Source organism: Streptococcus thalassemiae, assembly GCF_903645285.1.
GTDB classification, from domain to species: Bacteria; Bacillota; Bacilli; order Lactobacillales; family Streptococcaceae; genus Streptococcus; species Streptococcus thalassemiae.
Genome location: NZ_CAHJXN010000003.1, coordinates 1 through 16,118, shown reverse-complemented (window position 1 = coordinate 16,118; position 16,118 = coordinate 1). Strand labels below are relative to the sequence as shown.

Here is a 16,118-nt window from a genome sequence, read left to right as displayed (position 1 = left end):
CTTCTACCTCCTAATAAGTTCCTGGATTGAGTTGCATAAACTCAGACTTGTTCAGCGAAATCAGCCGTGGTTGGACTAAGTGATCCAAAATTTCCTCATATAATTCTTCTGAGACATTGCGTCGCCGTCTGGCTAGATAAGAAGTCGGAATGACCGTATTATCCAACATAAATACCTTATCTAAGTCAATCAAGGTTGGTCTTGTAAAAGGATTACGAGCTAAATCCGGCTCTTCTATCATAAAGTTCTTGACCAAACGTCTGGTCAAGAGAGCTGGTTTGAAGGTCTGATTTTTAACTAACTCTTTGTTTTTAGTCATGCTGTTGTCAATACAGATATACATATGATTCTTCACAGCCAAATCGCTACTAATAGTCGGAAAAGGCAAATAAAGAGCCACAACATCTCCTCTCTTAATCAAGCAAGAGTACCCCCTTTTCTCCTAATGTAACATAGACAGGATTGACCAAGTCTTCTGATTGACTCAGAATTTCCAACGTTTGAGTTTGGCGCGTTGTCAATTTAGTAGCATCTTGTCTCTTCAATACAAAATGCTTGTCGCCAATATCCTTGACACTATAATCCTTCTCCAAAGCTGACTGGTAAATCCACATCAGATATTGTCTGTCCTGAGAACTCAAGAGAGAAGGATGTTCAAGTCTCCCGATAGTCTGATAAAAATCAAAAACAGGAGCCAAAGCCTGCCAATCTGACTGGCTAGTTGTCAAGGCTAGAAAAAGGGCTTTGCGAGCTGATACTTCTTGATTAGCCTTGAGAGTCCCCTTGCCCTCCAAGTTTTTTAGAAAGTGGAAAACTCCAGAAAGCAAATCTTTCTCTAACTGCGAGAAATAAAAACCTTGCTTTCCCAGACATAAGTCGCTCAAGTCGCTTTCTCTAGCAAATAAGAGTTCAAACAGTTGATAGTAAAAGAAAAATATCTGGCACTGAGTCGCGCTCATCTTTTCCTTATCGGCTTCTTTTTTTAACCAGAGCAAGGGCAATAGGTAGCTGGATTGAGACATTTCCTCCACCTCCTACTCTTTTTGCCCTGGAGCTTCTGCACTAGCTGCCACTTCTTTTGACTGGATACTTTCCCACTGGTTAATTTCCTCTGAGATAAGACCTTCGCATGTCTTGACAAATAGGGCAAAAGCCTTGGTCTTTCCTGCATATTTCTCCGTTTGGCATTGATAGAGGAATTTTTCTCTCTCCAGGAGTTGCGCAGTCTTTTGGTAAGAAATCCAATGTTCCTTGGCATTATACAAATTGAGGATCCCCTCACACAGCAAACCGAGACTGGATAAGGCAACCGAAATCAAACGGTAGCGATCACCTGGCATAGGAATAGCACAAAAAACAGCTATGAGAAAACCTGCCACGATTTCTGTTATTTTTAATACCTTATAGCGTCTACGATGTTGAACGCTTTTCTTTAAAAAATGAGCTATCTGTACGTCCAATCGATCTGTCAGGTACATTTCTTCTGGCGTCATGTTCGTAACCCCTTTCATTTACTTTGATAATCATAGTATAACATATTTGAATATCAAAGTATAGTAAAAACTGGACTATAACTTATTATAAAATCCAAATATGAAATGTTTGTGAAATAAGGGAAAAATATCACAAAAAGAATGGAACAAAAAGTTTCAAAATAATAAAAACGCATAATACCTTGCCTTAAAAAGCTTGATATTATGCGTTTTATCAGAGAAAGATTTTCTAAATGTTCACCTCAAATTGAGTTTTTCCAACATTCTTTCAATCACTATTCTAGCTAGTTTCCAACTCGTCTAAACTTTGCTTATCTTAGCTGAGCAAGAATAGCTTTGAGTTTCTCAATCAACTCATCTTCTGTGTGGTCAGACTCTTTCTCATTGGCTAGGAAGGCAACTGCTTGAGCGAGAGCTTCTCGTGCTTGGTCGAGAACTTTCGCATCTACACTTGTAAGGTCGCTTTCTTGCAGAACCTTAGTCAATTCCTTAGTCAATTTCTTGAGTTCTGACTCTTTCTTGCGACGAGCGATGAGGAAGAGAAGGAGACCAAGAAGGGCGAGCAGGCTAGCAATCATGGTACCGTATGGAAGATGACCTTGCTCTTTCCTTGTTTCTTTCATTTCTTCTTCATCCTTAGTCGCTTGCTTACCTTTCAAGGATTCGAGTGCTTCTTTGACCTTAGCAGTCATCTCTTTCAAGCCTGCCTCTGTCAAGTCAGCATTTCTAAGGGCTTCTTGACTCTCTCCGAGAATGACCTTCGCAGCGTCGATGACAGATTGATCAATACCATCCAAGTCTTTCAAACGAGTTTCCAAGTCTTGAATCAAATCTCTTAAGACGGATTTATCAACCTGTTTCTCTTGACTCGATTGAGCGCCTCCAGCGAAAGCTACACTTCTACGGCTACGAGCTGGAGCCGTCACAGAATTTCCAGATAACCCTTGTGAAGACGATGAAGTTGGCGAATTATTTCCTGCTTCCCTCTGTTGAGTAGATTGACCAGCAGCTTGATTCGTCGAATCACCTGAATTAGCTGGAGCGCTTGGAGTAGTAGGTTGATTTTGGTTGTTTGAACCACCTTGACGGTTATCATCAGATGGAGCTGGTCTGTCTCCCTGACTAGCCGTATTTCCTCTACTATCTGAACCAGCTTGGTTGGTAGCGTTACCTGGTGTGGATGAGTTTCTTTGGTTAATACGATCAGAAAGATTTTCAAGGATTTTATCTAGGGCATTTAAACCGTTTGTCTTGGCTTGGTTAACACCTTCTTGGTTTTGAGCGGTCTGAACAGCTTGTTTCGCATTGCGGACTGCTTCTGCTACTTGTTCTTTCGCTGTTCTCTTCTCATCTGCTGACAAGTTATCGTTGCCATCAATCGTTTGGTCTTGCCTTGTCTTCGCTTTGTCTAGCTCATCGTTGGCTTTGTCGCGTCCGATTGGATTCACTCCGTTGATATTTTCCAACCCCTGTCTCAAGGCATCCTCCACCTTAATAAGGCTGTCGGCATTGTCAATCTCTCTTGTAGCATTCCGTGCATAAATATCAACTTTACTAGTGGCACTATTTTGCTCCACTTGGGATAAATTTTTATTCTTGCTAATAGAGTCGTTTTTTACTCGTTTAGCTTGTTCTATTTCATCCTTGGCATCACCTTTTGCCTCGACATATGTTCTACTATGCCATTGGTTTACCAGAAACAGTTCTCTCCCTTCTCTCCCTCTTAAACCAGCAGCATAGTCCAACTTTTTAATATCATTATTCCCAATAGTGTCAAATGAAAACGTATATTTTTTATCATTATTCGCCAATTCAAAGTAATACAACTCTCCCGAACTCGAGTTAATTTGGTTGAACTTCTCATCTGAAATTTTTTGATTTTCCCGACTTTCAGCCCTTCTTTCATAAGGGTCAGTCCCTCTAGGACCTCTCCTTGCCAAATCGTTTAGACTTCCAGATGGCATTGGATCAAATCCAAACCTATTATTAACACCACTAGACTGAGGGGTTCCTTTAGTAACCTTACCAAATTGTGTTCTGGGTTGCTGTAGTAGATGTAAAATACTACTACTATTTGGAGACGTAGATGTACTTCCTCCACTTTTTTCTGTTATGGTCAAGCCATCTGAATTGGTTTTGAAGGTTTGACCCGAAGGTATAGTAAACCAGACCTGAGTATTCCCAGGCATCATCCTATGACCTCCATTAACCTCAAATAGCCAATGGAAGCCAGTAGCCGTTCGAGTTACTGTAGCTTTAATATATTTTTCAGCATCTGATACATTTGCCGTAGCTTCATTTCTCGGACGTCTGTCTGAGAAGAATACATAGGTGTACTTATCATAAGGAGAGTTTCCCTTGTTACCTGACCTTTCAAAGTAACTTTCTCTAGCGCGTTTAAAGTCCTCAGAGTAGTTTTCGGCAGCTCTTGTAACTCTCGAACTACGAAAATCAGAGTAGCCACCATCACGCGGTTGAGGGGTTACTCCTCCAGCTGTAGTTTCCTCACCATATTTTTCTTCCAGCACTCCTTCGATAAGGTCTCGGGATTTTTTCAGGTCGACTAGGGCAGCGGCAAAATCTTCTTGGCTGATGGTATTACCCTTAGAAAAGGCTTCATTGAACTTATCAGCTGCTGCTTTTGCTGCTTGGATTTTATCTTCCGACGCTTGATTTTCTTTAAGTCGTTTGACAATAGACTCTAATTCATCTTTTAGTCCATAGACGCCGTTTTCACCTTCTGTCGTATTAGTGTAGGTTGGGAGTTCTCGTGGAGTAGATTGAGAGTTGGCTTCAGGTGCTGCTTCCTTTCCTCCATCAGTTGGACTAACTTGGTTCGCAACTGCTCCAGGCTCGATTGTTCCCCCTCTTTTACGACGCTTTCCACCAGTTGCTTGCTCAGTCACAGCCCCATCTGGAGCGCTAAGCTTATTATTTGTCGAACTTGCTTCACCCAAGTCTATCAATTTTGGTAGCGATGGCTCCAAGGCTTGATTGACACGGCTCGTCAGTTCTTCCATAGCTCTTACTTGCTCATCAACTTGCGCTTGCGTCGCTTTTGGATTTTCTAAGACAGCCTTAGCTGCTGCTAGACGCGATTCCACTTCATCGTGGAGCGCTTTCATGGAGCTAAGAGTTAGTTTTTCCAACAAAGCTTGCAGATTGCCTTGGAGTGATTTAGCTTCTGTCGTTTTAGTGGCAGATGTGGGCTGGTCTTGCTCTTTTACTGCTCCTCCTTGAGAAGTTTCTTGAGCTGCTGGTTTCGTCTCTGGTTTGGTAGGAGCAAGGTCAGCTGTTTCCTGCCCCTTACTAGCATCCTCGGCTTTAGTCTCTGGAGAGTTTGACTCCCCTGTAGACTGGAGCTCAGCCGACGGTTCAGTCTGAGAGACCTTCTCTGGCTCTTCCCCATCTGAATTTCCAGCAGATCCAGCAACTACATCACTGGCTGTTGCCGAAGATACTGCAGGTGCCTGCGCTTGCACCCCATTTGCAAAGAACATCAGAGCCGCAACCGCAACGCTAGCAGCCCCAAAATGGTATTTACGAATGGAATAACGGAAAATTTTCTCTCCATTACCATCATTCTTTTTCTTGAACATAAGTGAATCCTTTCCTCGCCTGAGGCTTTCTCCGAGCTTAGAAAGCGCACAAAAAGCCGATAGACGATAATATATCAACTATATAGTAACATTTCTGACATACAAATCAACCCTCTCGCTGATAAGATAGAATCAGGAAATACAAGAAAAAAGCGACATTATATATATATGCACAGACATATAAAACCTTTTGATACAGCCTATTTTTTAACAAATAGACGAGAGTTATACTATATTTATATATGTACAACATCCTCTGCGCCAATATTACAATATTGTTACATTTTGATTACACAAACATTTCAAAATATATGATAGAAGCCTGAGTATTTTATAGTAATTCCCTTCCTATCAATTGGGTCAACAGTTGAGTGTTACACCCTATCCTCAGCAAAGGACTATGATCAGCATTTCCTAGCCACTAGGACGCTCCAAATCACCTATTTAAGTCCATCATAGCTTGGTCAGTAAGATACAGACTGCAAGGCGACGCTGACGTGGTTTGAAGAGATTTTCATTGAGTATAATTTTAACTTCTTATTTTTCATTCCTATTCCTTAAATAAAAAGCTCACTAAAAAAGTGAGCAACATTTCCAATGAGATACTTCTGTTGACGAGCGCGTCTCTCCGCCCCCTCATTGCCTTGCGAAGAGGCTTGGCGAATCGAAAGGAGGTGTTTTTTCCTGTTTTCAATTCTACTTATTTTTGCACATTTTTTTAATTTTATCAAACAAAAAAAACGCAAGCCGAAGCCTGCGAAAAGTTTTTTTATAACCATTTAATTTCTTTCACATCTGTTTTACGAACTTTAGCATATTTCTTAGCGCTTGTAAAATGTAGAGTAACTGGTTTAAATACTCCACTTTTGTCTCTTCGTAAACCTAAAACTGCGGATCTTTTATTTCTATCCTCAAAAAATATGACGTCCAACTTCATAGTGTTTTTAGATAAATCTTTGGCTAGGATACAACAACTTGTTATCTTAGAATAGAAGATATCACCGATAAAACTATACAAAGATATCCTTTCTATAACATCGTTGTACATGGGATTATTTTTATATTCTTCCAAAATAAAAACACCAGCTTGAATAGCAGGTATTGTTTGACTAGCATAATCTCGTGTGATTTTGTGCAAGCCAAATAAGTGATGTAAATCAGTCAAGCAAAAATCTACTTCGAAAGTCTCTAAATGCTTATAATTCGTTGATACTTGACATGTTTTTCCATCGAATTTCTCTTGATAATCTAAAATACAATCAAGTAATTTCAACGACAAACTCCATATTTTCTCAAAATAAAAAAAGCACGGGGCAGTTCTCACTACTGCCCAAAGTGGATGATTAGAGTCGGCTTCTCTAACTCCCTATGTTGTGCTTATTAGGCTTATCGCAAGGGAACAGTTTTTAGCTCTGCCAAGCCACATAGCGTGCTTACTACTATGTGTCCATGTCTCCATGGATTGCCGAGCGGTTTAACGACGTTTTGGGAGTCGGGATAACGAGAAAAGTGATACTTTTACGTTTTTTCCAACTTAATTATGACATCTTTCTTTCAAAAAGTCAATATTTATCGCTTTCTTTAACGAAAAAAATCCCACAAGAACGAATCCTGTGGGGAGATACACATTTTAGAAAAGCTTTCCTTTATTCTACTATTTTTCTTGTATTTTATCATTCAGTATGATAAAATACAAGTTTTTTGATAAAATAACCAAAAACTACTCGCTATCCCTTCTCACATTACCCTACATATCGTTTGACATGCGACTGATCGTTCAAGGAAACTTCAAGGACAACTTTTCTCTCATCCCCTATGTAGGTCATTTCTACTCTTATAGGCTCAATTTGACACTTTTCTTCTTCGAATTGCTCATATTCCTCCTGAATAGTAAGTTCGATTTATCCAAATTTATTTTTGTCTATTTTGATGAACACTTCCACGAAGATAGTCTGAAAATGAATTTGCACCAATTTTTCTTCTCTTTTTAAGCATATTATTCCAGATATGATGCCATCTTGTTCAGTAATAAATTGCGCTTTAAACGCTTCAATCGGTTTACATTGTCAAATTTAGATTTTATTTGAGCATAGCTTTCTAGTTTGCTTTTGATTTTTATTTAATATAGTAGCAAAAATTAAAGGAAATATCTCTACCAGAAAACGCATACTATTAAGGCTTTTCAAGACCTAATAATATGCGCTGTTCTGATTTGAAAGACATTCCATTATTATTTTACTGTTATCAAGCCTTCAGGCTCGACTGTAAATTCTGGTTTTTCTGCTATCGTGCCATCTTCTTTAAGGTAATACCATCCATCATTTGATTTGACAAAGGCATTAGAAACCATGTCCCCATTTTGACTATCAAGATAGTACCAAGTCTCCTTGTATTTGATCCAGCCTGTTTTCATAGCACCTTCTCCATCGAAATAGTACCACTTCTCAGCGATTTTCTTCCAGCCTGTCGCCATTTCGCCTGACTGGTCAAACCAGTACCAGTTGCCGTCTGTGTGCTTCTTCCAGCGGTCTGCAAGCATATATCCTGAACCGTCAAAGTAATACCAGGTACCATTGACTTTCTCAAACTTATCTTTTGGATAAGAACCATCTGAGTGTACATACCAGGTGCCAGTATCGTTCTGTTGCCATCCTGCTTCAATCGTCAAGCCGTTTTCAATATCCTGCTTGAATTGCTCACGGCTAATACCCCATTTGGCAAGATAAGGATAAGGGTCAACATGATCTGAGTTATTATTGGGTTGGTTATTGGTGCAGTATTCGTGTGTCTTGATACCTGCCAAGTCGTCTGTATCAAGTGTTTTCGGTATACCAGCTTCATCCGCTAGATTGCGCAAGAGTTCGATATAGAGACGATAGTCAATCAGAAACTCTTCTTTCGATTCATGGCTTTCAATCAGTTCAACTTGTGCATAACCTTCTGCATTCCAACCGCCCCCAACGTCCCAGGCACCATTATCAACAGGTCCTACCTGCATAACACGACCATTACCGACTACGTGAGAAAAGAAGCCCAATTCAGGATCTTTTCTGTAATGGTAGTCAGCCTCATTTTGAACCGTTGAGTTACGGTTGCCTGTGGAATGGGCATGGACTTGCCTATATGGTTGCACGCCGACTTGAGGCAAATCTGTTCTTAATTTACTCACATCAATTTCCATATTCTACTCCTTATCGATTAAGACAACTTATTTTTTACAATCCAGAGCTAGAAACTCCTTTATTTATACCTCATAAAGAAGACAATCCTAGTCACGATTAGGCTTGTAGATAGAACTTTAAAATGCACTATTTTGACACTGTAAATAGGACTGATAAGGTCTGCATTCTATCTACAATAACACCCCAGACTAAAAAGCTTTTCAAAAGTATATTTTTACAGTCTCTATATGTCCTTTTCATAAATACTATACTTTATTATATCATATAAAAGAAGTCAAAAGTCTGTTAAACTATTTTCAAGACCAAACTAAAAGAGGAGAACACAAGTTTTTTCGATTTTCACTAGAGGAAAAAGATTTTATTCAGTAAATCGAGCTATGATGACACTTTTGTTGCCAAGATTTCCTCGCCTTCTTTTATCAAGGGGTGACGGAAAAGCGAAAAGTACAGTTGAACTGTCATGGCAACCCAGATGAGGGGTTCGCAAAGAATAACTCCCTTATAGCCTGCCCAAGGGATAATCAAGACCACAAAAGCGATTTTCCCGATTAGTTCTATAAAGCTAGAAACCAGCGGAAGGACTTTTTGCCCCAAGCCCTGCAAACAATTGCGATAAATCAACAAGAGACTCAAAATGGGATAAAAGGCTGAACTGATTTGCAAGTAGAGACTACCATTTTCTACCAAATAGCTATCCGTCGAACTAGCCAAGAAGGAAACCAAGGCTGGACTAGCAAAAAAGAGGAAGATACAAACAAAAACTGCCCAGGATATACTTAAACGACTGCCGATTCGAAGACCTTGAACAATGCGGTCTGGTCGCTTAGCCCCAAGATTCTGAGAGGCAAAGGTCGTCATTGATGCAGAAATAGCGGTCATGGGAAGAAGGGCGAAGGCCATAATGCGTCGAGCCGCCGTCTGGGCACTAATAATCACTGCACCAAAGGTATTAACAGAAGACTGTAAAATCACACTGCCAATTGACACAATTGAACTCATCAAGCCCATAGCCAAACCTTGTTCCAAGAGATCGGCGTATAGGGCCTTGTCCCATTTGAAATGCTTGAGTTGAGGCAAAAGTTCTGGCACACTCTTACGGAGATAATAAAAGCAGAGAACCGCTGATAAGCCCTGCGAAATGATGGTGGCAAGGCCCGCAGATTGAACCCCCAGTTGCAGTTGCGTAATAAAATAGAGATCCAGAACCACATTAACCAGAGCAGAGAAAATCAGAAAACCAAGCGCAGCTAGACTGTCCCCAATGGACCGCAACAAGCCTGCAAAGAGATTATAAGCAAAGCTGACACCAACACAGGTCACAATCATAGAAATATATTGATAGGACTGGGGAAGGATTTCTACAGGAGTATCTAAGTATTGCAAGAGAGGATACAAGCCAAGAAAGCCCAGCAACATCACTAGAATGCTCAAAAGAGCACCTAAAATCCAAGTTGCTGCTACTGCTTCCTTTATTTTAGTGAAATTTCGAGCCCCATAATAGCGAGCAATGACAATTCCCATGCCATTGCCAACACCAAGAGTAAAACCTACAATCAGGTCAAAAATGGCAGTTGTCGTCCCTACTGCAGCCAAGGAATCTTGACCAAGAAAACGCCCAACAATCAAGACATCAGCAGTGTTATAGAGTTGCTGAAAGATATTAGACAGCAAGATTGGGAAGGCAAAACTCACAAGCGAGGGAAGAATAGGACCATGAATCAGGTCCACTGTTCGTTTTTTATTCATAAGGCTATTATATCAGCTTTCTAGTGGAGCCACAAGAAACAGCAAACTATGCGTGAGCTGAAAACCAGAAAAAGACAACGAAAAAGCAGCGGATTTTCTCCACTACTTTAACAGCTTATTCTTCAATTTCGATTTCAAGTTCATCACCTAAGTCAAGTGTGACTTCTTCATTCACAGAATCTGCTTGAACTGCTTCTTCTTTTTTAGCTTCAACACCTTCTACAGAAGCTTCTTCTCCATCAATCAAGCCAAATTTAGAACGGACTTGCTTATCAATTTCATCAAAGATTTCTGGGTGCTCTGCCAAATATTTCTTAGCATTCTCAGAACCCTGACCGATTTTTTCATCCTTGTAAGAATACCAAGCTCCTGCTTTTTTGATAATATCCAAATCGCTTGCAATCTTCAAAAGCTCACCAGTCTTAGAAATTCCTTCTCCGTACATAATTTCAACTACGGCTTCCTTAAATGGTGGAGCTACCTTATTTTTTACAACCTTAATCTTAGTTTCTTTACCGACATTGGTTTCTTTTTGGTCACCAGTTCCCTTAATTTGTGTATTACCACGAACATCCAAACGCACTGAAGCATAGAATTTCAGAGCACGTCCACCAGGTGTTGTTTCTGGATTTCCAAACATAACCCCAACTTTTTCACGCAATTGGTTGATAAAGATGGCAATTGTTTTGGTTTTATTGATAGAAGCACCGAGCTTACGCATAGCCTGGCTCATCATACGAGCCTGCAAACCAACGTGGCTATCTCCGATATCGCCATCAATTTCCGCACGAGGGACAAGGGCCGCAACTGAGTCGACCACGACAAGGTCAACTGCACCTGAATCAATCAATTTTCCTGCAATCTCAAGACCTTGCTCTCCTGAGTCTGGTTGAGACAAGAGCAATTCGTCAATATTGACACCAAGAGCCGCAGCATAAGCTGGATCAAGGGCATGTTCCGCATCAATAAAGGCTGCAATCCCACCTTCTTTTTGCGCTTGCGCAACTGCATGAAGGGCAACCGTTGTCTTACCAGATGACTCTGGTCCATAGATTTCGATGATACGTCCCTTAGGATAACCACCTGAACCAAGGGCAATGTCAAGAGCCAAAGAACCTGAGCTCATCACTTGCACCTTTTGCTCGGCACGTTCACCCAAACGCATGATTGATCCTTTACCAAAGTCTTTCTCAATCAATTTAAGAGCGTCATTCAAGGCTTTTTCACGTTCTGCCCCAAATTTTTTTGAAATTTCATCTAATTTTTTTGGTTTTTTCGCCATTCTATTCTCCTACATTCTAATGGTCCTTAGACCTATCTACTATTATATCAAAAGTTAGTCACTTAATAAAGCCTTGCGAACTAGGTTAAAGGCATGCATAACCGCAATGTGGCGTACATCTGCTCGACTTCTACCTCCAATATTCACCTTTATGACCTTAGTTCCATGCTCTTGAGCCAAGCCTATGAAGACTGTCCCAGCTGGGTGCCCTTCTAGACTGTCTGGCCCTGCCACTCCAGTCAAACTAAGGCCAAAATCAGACTGGGTCTTGATTCGTGCCTGCTCAGCCATCTTCTGGGCTGTAAATTCAGATACCACACCATGTGCTTCCAAATCCTTGGCAGGAATATCCAACATTTTTGATTTTTCCTCCAAGCTATAGGTTACAAAACCACCCTTAAATATACTTGAAGCACCCGAAAAATCCGCTACTCTAGCTTGGAAAAGACCAGCCGTCAAACTCTCTGCAGCCGTGATAGTTTTCCCTTGTTTTTTCAGTTCTTCTATCACAATGCTAGCCAAGCTAGCCTCCTCTCCATAACCATAACAGAGGTCTCGTAAAGGAATTCCTTCGAAAGTCTGGTAATCCAAGATTTGATTTTCCAAGATATCCAGCGCCTGATTTGCCTTTTCTTGACTGCTAGCCTTTGTTGACAGGCGCAGAGTGACTTCTCCTGTCTTAGCATAAGGTGCCAAGGTAGGATCGGTTTGATTATCAATCAAATCAGCCAAAATCGTAACCAGCTGGCTCTCGCCAATTCCAAAGAAACGAAGAACTCGAGAATACAACTTGCTCCCTGTCATTAACTTGGGTAGAAGGTGGTTTAAGACCATGGGTTTCAATTCACTTGGTGGACCTGGAAGGACAACGTAGGTCACTCCATCGACTTCCAATATTCCTCCCACAGCCAGTCCTGTTTCGTTGGGCAGTGGAGTCGCCCCTTCTACAATTTGGGCTTGTCTTTCGTTATTCGGTGTTCGGGCATAGTCTGGTCTCTGGGCAAAAAAGACATCTAACTTTTCTTGTGCCTGAGGATCGAAGACTAATTCTTTCCCTAAAAATTTAGCTAGGGTTTGTTTGGTCAAATCGTCCTCAGTTGGTCCCAAACCGCCTGCCAAAATCACCAGACTGCTACGTTGACTGGCAATCTCAAGTAAAGACAAGAGACGAGCTTCATTGTCTCCTACAGCCGTCTGAAAATAAACATCTACCCCAATCTCTGCTAGTTTTTCCGATAAAAACTGAGCATTGGTATTGACAATCTGTCCTGTCAAAATCTCTGTTCCAACAGCAATGATTTCTGCTTTCATGTTTCCTCCTACCTATCTATTCGTATTTTTTTGAAAAAATCGCAGGAATTTTCCTACGATTGATTTTTTATTTGTATCAAAAGTTAATTATCTTCATCACCAACAGGGGCTCTGCCAAATAAATCTTCAAATAAGACCGCATTGGTTTCAAGCTGAGTGACTTCTTCTTGTCCCAAAGAACGTCGGAGTAGATTTTGCATTTCCAACATATGGGCTCTCGAAACAATCTGGTAAGAAACACCTTGAAGCATCTCTCCTTCACCCTGCAACTGCTGAGTTTCAATGGTTTTAAATGAATCTTTATAGCCTAGCAAGTTAGGGATACTTTTTGCAGACAAATCAATATTGGTCTGCATATTGTCACTCAAAGCTTTTAGAATCTCTTGATAATGACCAACGCTATTTAAACTGAGAGCTTTTTCCATGACTTTTTGAATAACTTCACGTTGACGTTTTTGACGACCATAATCTCCCTCAGGATCTTGGTAACGCATTCGTGCATAGACTAGGGCTTCTTCTCCCCCAATATGTTGCTCCCCAACACCGATAGAAATGGTATTAAATTCTTCTTGGTCACTGATAGAAATTGGGAAACCTAGGGTATTATTGACTGTAATACCACCTACTGCATCCACTAGTTTTTGTAACCCTTTCATATTGACCATCACATAGCGATCAATATGGATATTCATCATTTTTTGAATAGTTTCTATAGCAAGCTCTGCTCCACCATCTGCATATGCTGAATTCAGTTTCGCTTCATGAGCCTGACCATTCCCTGATTCAATGCGGGTCAGAATATCCCGCTCTAAACTCATCATCGTTGTTTTTTTCGTTTTAGGATTCACTGTCATCAAGATCATGCTATCACTTCTACCGACCCAAGTTTCAGTTCGTTCAGCATTTCCGGTGTCCACTCCCATTAACAGAATGGTTAGAGGTTCAGTCGCTTCAATAACCTTGGTTTCTTCGCCGATTTTTTTATAGGTTTTAGCTAAGGTTTCTGTCCCTTGTTGATAAATAGTATAAGCAAAAATACCTGCTCCTACTACAGTTACAGAAAGTAAAGCTAGCACCATTCCAATAATTTTTTTAACCATATTTCTACTAATCGATCAGTTTACCCATCAAGTAAATATCGATAAATTTCCCTTCTTCTATATATGCTCCACGCTCTTGGCGACCTTCAATGACAAAGCCATGCTTTTGATAAAGATGAACTGCAGCCTGATTACGAGTTTGGACAGTCAGTTGGAGACGACGCAGAATGCCACTTGCTTGTGCCCACTCTATCGCTTCTTCTAGCAACAAACTTCCCAATCCATTATTCCAATATCTTTTTCCAATCACAATGAAGAGATCTCCAATATGACGGACTCTCTTACGCTGGTCAGCTGTAATATTTACAATACCAGCAATTTCATCATTCAGCAAGGCAAGTAAGATTATCTGATTGTCCGAACTAGCTTGCTTGTTGAGGAATATTCCCATCTCCTCACTGGTCAAGAGAATACCATCTCCGTCTAAGCTGGTAAAATCTGTTTCTACACTGACACGATTTAAAAAAGCCACTAATTCAGCTGCATCTTTAGGCTCTGCTTCCCTAATGAGCAATTCATACTCCATGTTGAAGCTCCTCTAAGAGTTTTTCTGCACGCAACCCCTTTGCTTGGAAATGTAATCTGCGACCGTCTTCTTCTTTTAGAATTTCCAATTCTAAATAAGTATCGGGTAAGGCATCTCCTAAGAGATTGCCCCACTCAATAACAGTCACCCCGCCACCAAAGAGAAATTCATCTAAATCAATAGAATCCGCATCTCCTTCAATACGATAAACATCTAGGTGATAAAGTGGCAGTCTGCCTTCATACTCTCTTACGATAGTATAGGTTGGACTTTTAATCATCTGGGAAATCTGTAATCCCTTTGCAAGTCCTTTAGTAAAGGTCGTTTTACCTGCGCCCAGTTCTCCAGTTAAGATTAAAACATCATTCTTTTCTAATAAATGGCCCAAACGCTCCCCTAAGGCTTGTAGCTCTTCTTCATTTTTTGTGTACATATTCTTATTATACCAAAAACTTTTCTTTTGTGTCTATTTTCCTGCTAAACTTATACTCAATGAAAATCAAAGAGCAAACTAGGAAGCTAGCCGCAGGCTGCTCAAAATACTGTTTTGAGATTGCAGATAGAGCTGACGTAGTTTGAAGAGATTTTTGAAGAGTATTACCATCATAACATCCATAAAAACAAGCTTTCTCTAAAAGAAAATGAGCGTAGCAATGACCAATACAAGATCTCGGAAAATATGACCATAAAAGGAAACTTCCTTCTTAACCGAATTTGGGACAAGATAGGCTGCAAAAAACAAACCCAGTCCAATATAAATCAAAAGAGAGACAATGGTCATTGGATTTCTTAAGAAGAGAAGTGTTGCTAAAATAGTCACCAACACTGTCTTTTTTCTATCTAGCATAGCAAGCAAATCACGCATGTATTTTTTTAAGGGTAAAAAAATCAGCAAATCTAGCCCAAATAGAAAGAAAAAGGATGGCAATAAAAAGTCAACTAATTCTTGCTGCAGCGTATTTTTGATGAACAAGTTATCTGACAGGACAAGAACAGCTCCTAACAAATTAATTAAGAGCAGGATACTGTAAAAAAGCTTCACTGACTGCTTACTGGCTAGGACACTATGGACTTCTTGCTTACGGGTATAAAGATAATTTACTCCAGCACAGATTCCTGAAACGAAGACCATACTTCCGATGAAAAAAGCTGTACTTTGTTTAAAGGACAAGATGCATTCTTTCCATAGGAAACAGCTACTCAAACTGATTTGAATTAAAGCTAACAAAAATAAGATTCTCATTGATTTCATCTTTTCTCTCCCTTCCTACCAATCATTATACTAGGAGAAAAGAGAGAACTGTTTCTAATCTTCTCAAATGTCTCTTTAAGACGCTAAACAAACACCAGAGACTAATACTCAATGAAAATCAAAGAGCTGACGTGGTTTGAAGAGATTTTGGAAGAATATAAATTTGAAATAAGGCTGATAGTATTCATTTCACTATCAGCCTTACAGGTTATTTAACGTTTTAGAAAAACTATAATGTCAAGATTAACTAAACAGTATCTAATTCCTTCAAATAATTTTCTATCTTCATCAACATTAAAGGATTGTTATAAATCTTACATAACTCTCTTGCTTCTATATAATAATTTTTGACTTGTTCTTTGTCTAGAAATTTGGCCCCAGCATTTCCTACAAGAATAAGTAGGGGAGCCAGTTGGTAGCTTGTCTGTCTTTGTTTACAGAGTTCAATCGTCTCAAGAGCTTCTTGGATGGCTTCGTTATATTTTTCCTTTGACACTAGATAGTGAGCGTAGTTGTAACGAACTCTGATGTAGCCAAATAAAAACTCTTGATGCTCAAAATTTTTTGTCTGATATAACTCCATCAAATGAGAGTAGTTTGCCTCATATTCTTGTTCGCGACCCACTA

General features: G+C 40.0%; 13 protein-coding genes and 1 pseudogene. All 14 read right to left on the bottom strand.

The features are described from left to right. Window positions 1–10: 10 nt before the first annotated feature. On the bottom strand, window positions 11–421 hold the full coding sequence (locus HWX15_RS05150) for a hypothetical protein (RefSeq protein ID WP_000595757.1): 411 nt from the start codon (window positions 419–421) through the stop codon (window positions 11–13). Further along, entirely contained in the window at window positions 414–1,022 is a 609-nt protein-coding gene (locus tag HWX15_RS05145; protein ID WP_175880461.1) for a hypothetical protein, read from the bottom strand. Before HWX15_RS05145 ends, HWX15_RS05150 begins: the two co-directional genes overlap by 8 nt. A 12-nt stretch (window positions 1,023–1,034) precedes the next feature. Further along, window positions 1,035–1,493, bottom strand: coding sequence for a DUF4231 domain-containing protein (locus HWX15_RS05140; protein ID WP_057488305.1), 459 nt, complete (start codon window positions 1,491–1,493; stop codon window positions 1,035–1,037). 311 nt (window positions 1,494–1,804) lie between these two features. Then, entirely contained in the window at window positions 1,805–5,092 is a 3,288-nt protein-coding gene (locus tag HWX15_RS09930; RefSeq protein WP_254867343.1) for a DUF1542 domain-containing protein, read from the bottom strand. Window positions 5,093–5,861: 769 nt separating this feature from the next. Next, window positions 5,862–6,365, bottom strand: a complete 504-nt coding sequence (locus HWX15_RS05120; RefSeq protein WP_175880460.1) for a PBECR4 domain-containing protein — start codon at window positions 6,363–6,365, stop codon at window positions 5,862–5,864. Between the two features lie 957 nt (window positions 6,366–7,322). After that, window positions 7,323–8,273: an N-acetylmuramoyl-L-alanine amidase family protein gene (locus HWX15_RS05115; RefSeq protein WP_175880459.1), complete on the bottom strand. Its 951-nt coding sequence runs from the start codon at window positions 8,271–8,273 to the stop codon at window positions 7,323–7,325. Window positions 8,274–8,649: 376 nt separating this feature from the next. Continuing rightward, complete coding sequence (locus HWX15_RS05110; RefSeq protein ID WP_175880458.1) at window positions 8,650–10,020, bottom strand: MATE family efflux transporter; 1,371 nt, start codon at window positions 10,018–10,020, stop codon at window positions 8,650–8,652. A gap of 115 nt (window positions 10,021–10,135) precedes the next feature. Then, window positions 10,136–11,302 carry a recombinase RecA gene (gene recA, locus HWX15_RS05105; RefSeq protein WP_050243130.1) on the bottom strand — a complete coding sequence of 389 codons (1,167 nt, stop codon included), beginning with the start codon at window positions 11,300–11,302 and terminating at the stop codon, window positions 10,136–10,138. A 54-nt stretch (window positions 11,303–11,356) separates the two neighbouring features. Beyond that, window positions 11,357–12,613: a competence/damage-inducible protein A gene (locus HWX15_RS05100; RefSeq protein ID WP_175880457.1), complete on the bottom strand. Its 1,257-nt coding sequence runs from the start codon at window positions 12,611–12,613 to the stop codon at window positions 11,357–11,359. 83 nt (window positions 12,614–12,696) lie between these two features. Further along, window positions 12,697–13,713: a glycopolymer--peptidoglycan transferase LytR gene (gene lytR / locus HWX15_RS05095; RefSeq protein WP_000239274.1), complete on the bottom strand. Its 1,017-nt coding sequence runs from the start codon at window positions 13,711–13,713 to the stop codon at window positions 12,697–12,699. A 7-nt stretch (window positions 13,714–13,720) separates the two neighbouring features. Further along, window positions 13,721–14,239, bottom strand: coding sequence for a GNAT family N-acetyltransferase (locus HWX15_RS05090; RefSeq protein WP_175880456.1), 519 nt, complete (start codon window positions 14,237–14,239; stop codon window positions 13,721–13,723). Then, entirely contained in the window at window positions 14,229–14,672 is a 444-nt protein-coding gene (gene tsaE, locus HWX15_RS05085; protein WP_000288239.1) for a tRNA (adenosine(37)-N6)-threonylcarbamoyltransferase complex ATPase subunit type 1 TsaE, read from the bottom strand. Before tsaE ends, HWX15_RS05090 begins: the two co-directional genes overlap by 11 nt. 198 nt (window positions 14,673–14,870) lie before the next feature. Next, window positions 14,871–15,491: a hypothetical protein gene (locus tag HWX15_RS05080; protein ID WP_049532500.1), complete on the bottom strand. Its 621-nt coding sequence runs from the start codon at window positions 15,489–15,491 to the stop codon at window positions 14,871–14,873. Between the two features lie 247 nt (window positions 15,492–15,738). Further along, window positions 15,739–16,118 (bottom strand): annotated as a pseudogene (locus HWX15_RS05075) (helix-turn-helix domain-containing protein); the annotation flags it as partial.

Excerpts from the sequence above, each read along its gene's own strand:
- HWX15_RS05145 (WP_175880461.1), bottom strand. The coding sequence starts at position 1,022 with ATGTCTCAATCCAGCTACCTATTGCCCTTGCTCTGGTTAAAAAAAGAA.
- HWX15_RS05140 (WP_057488305.1), bottom strand. The coding sequence starts at position 1,493 with ATGACGCCAGAAGAAATGTACCTGACAGATCGATTGGACGTACAGATA.
- HWX15_RS09930 (WP_254867343.1), bottom strand. The coding sequence starts at position 5,092 with ATGTTCAAGAAAAAGAATGATGGTAATGGAGAGAAAATTTTCCGTTAT.
- HWX15_RS05115 (WP_175880459.1), bottom strand. The coding sequence starts at position 8,273 with ATGGAAATTGATGTGAGTAAATTAAGAACAGATTTGCCTCAAGTCGGC.
- HWX15_RS05110 (WP_175880458.1), bottom strand. The coding sequence starts at position 10,020 with ATGAATAAAAAACGAACAGTGGACCTGATTCATGGTCCTATTCTTCCC.
- recA (WP_050243130.1), bottom strand. The coding sequence starts at position 11,302 with ATGGCGAAAAAACCAAAAAAATTAGATGAAATTTCAAAAAAATTTGGG.
- HWX15_RS05100 (WP_175880457.1), bottom strand. The coding sequence starts at position 12,613 with ATGAAAGCAGAAATCATTGCTGTTGGAACAGAGATTTTGACAGGACAG.
- lytR (WP_000239274.1), bottom strand. The coding sequence starts at position 13,713 with ATGGTTAAAAAAATTATTGGAATGGTGCTAGCTTTACTTTCTGTAACT.
- HWX15_RS05090 (WP_175880456.1), bottom strand. The coding sequence starts at position 14,239 with ATGGAGTATGAATTGCTCATTAGGGAAGCAGAGCCTAAAGATGCAGCT.
- tsaE (WP_000288239.1), bottom strand. The coding sequence starts at position 14,672 with ATGTACACAAAAAATGAAGAAGAGCTACAAGCCTTAGGGGAGCGTTTG.
- HWX15_RS05080 (WP_049532500.1), bottom strand. The coding sequence starts at position 15,491 with ATGAAATCAATGAGAATCTTATTTTTGTTAGCTTTAATTCAAATCAGT.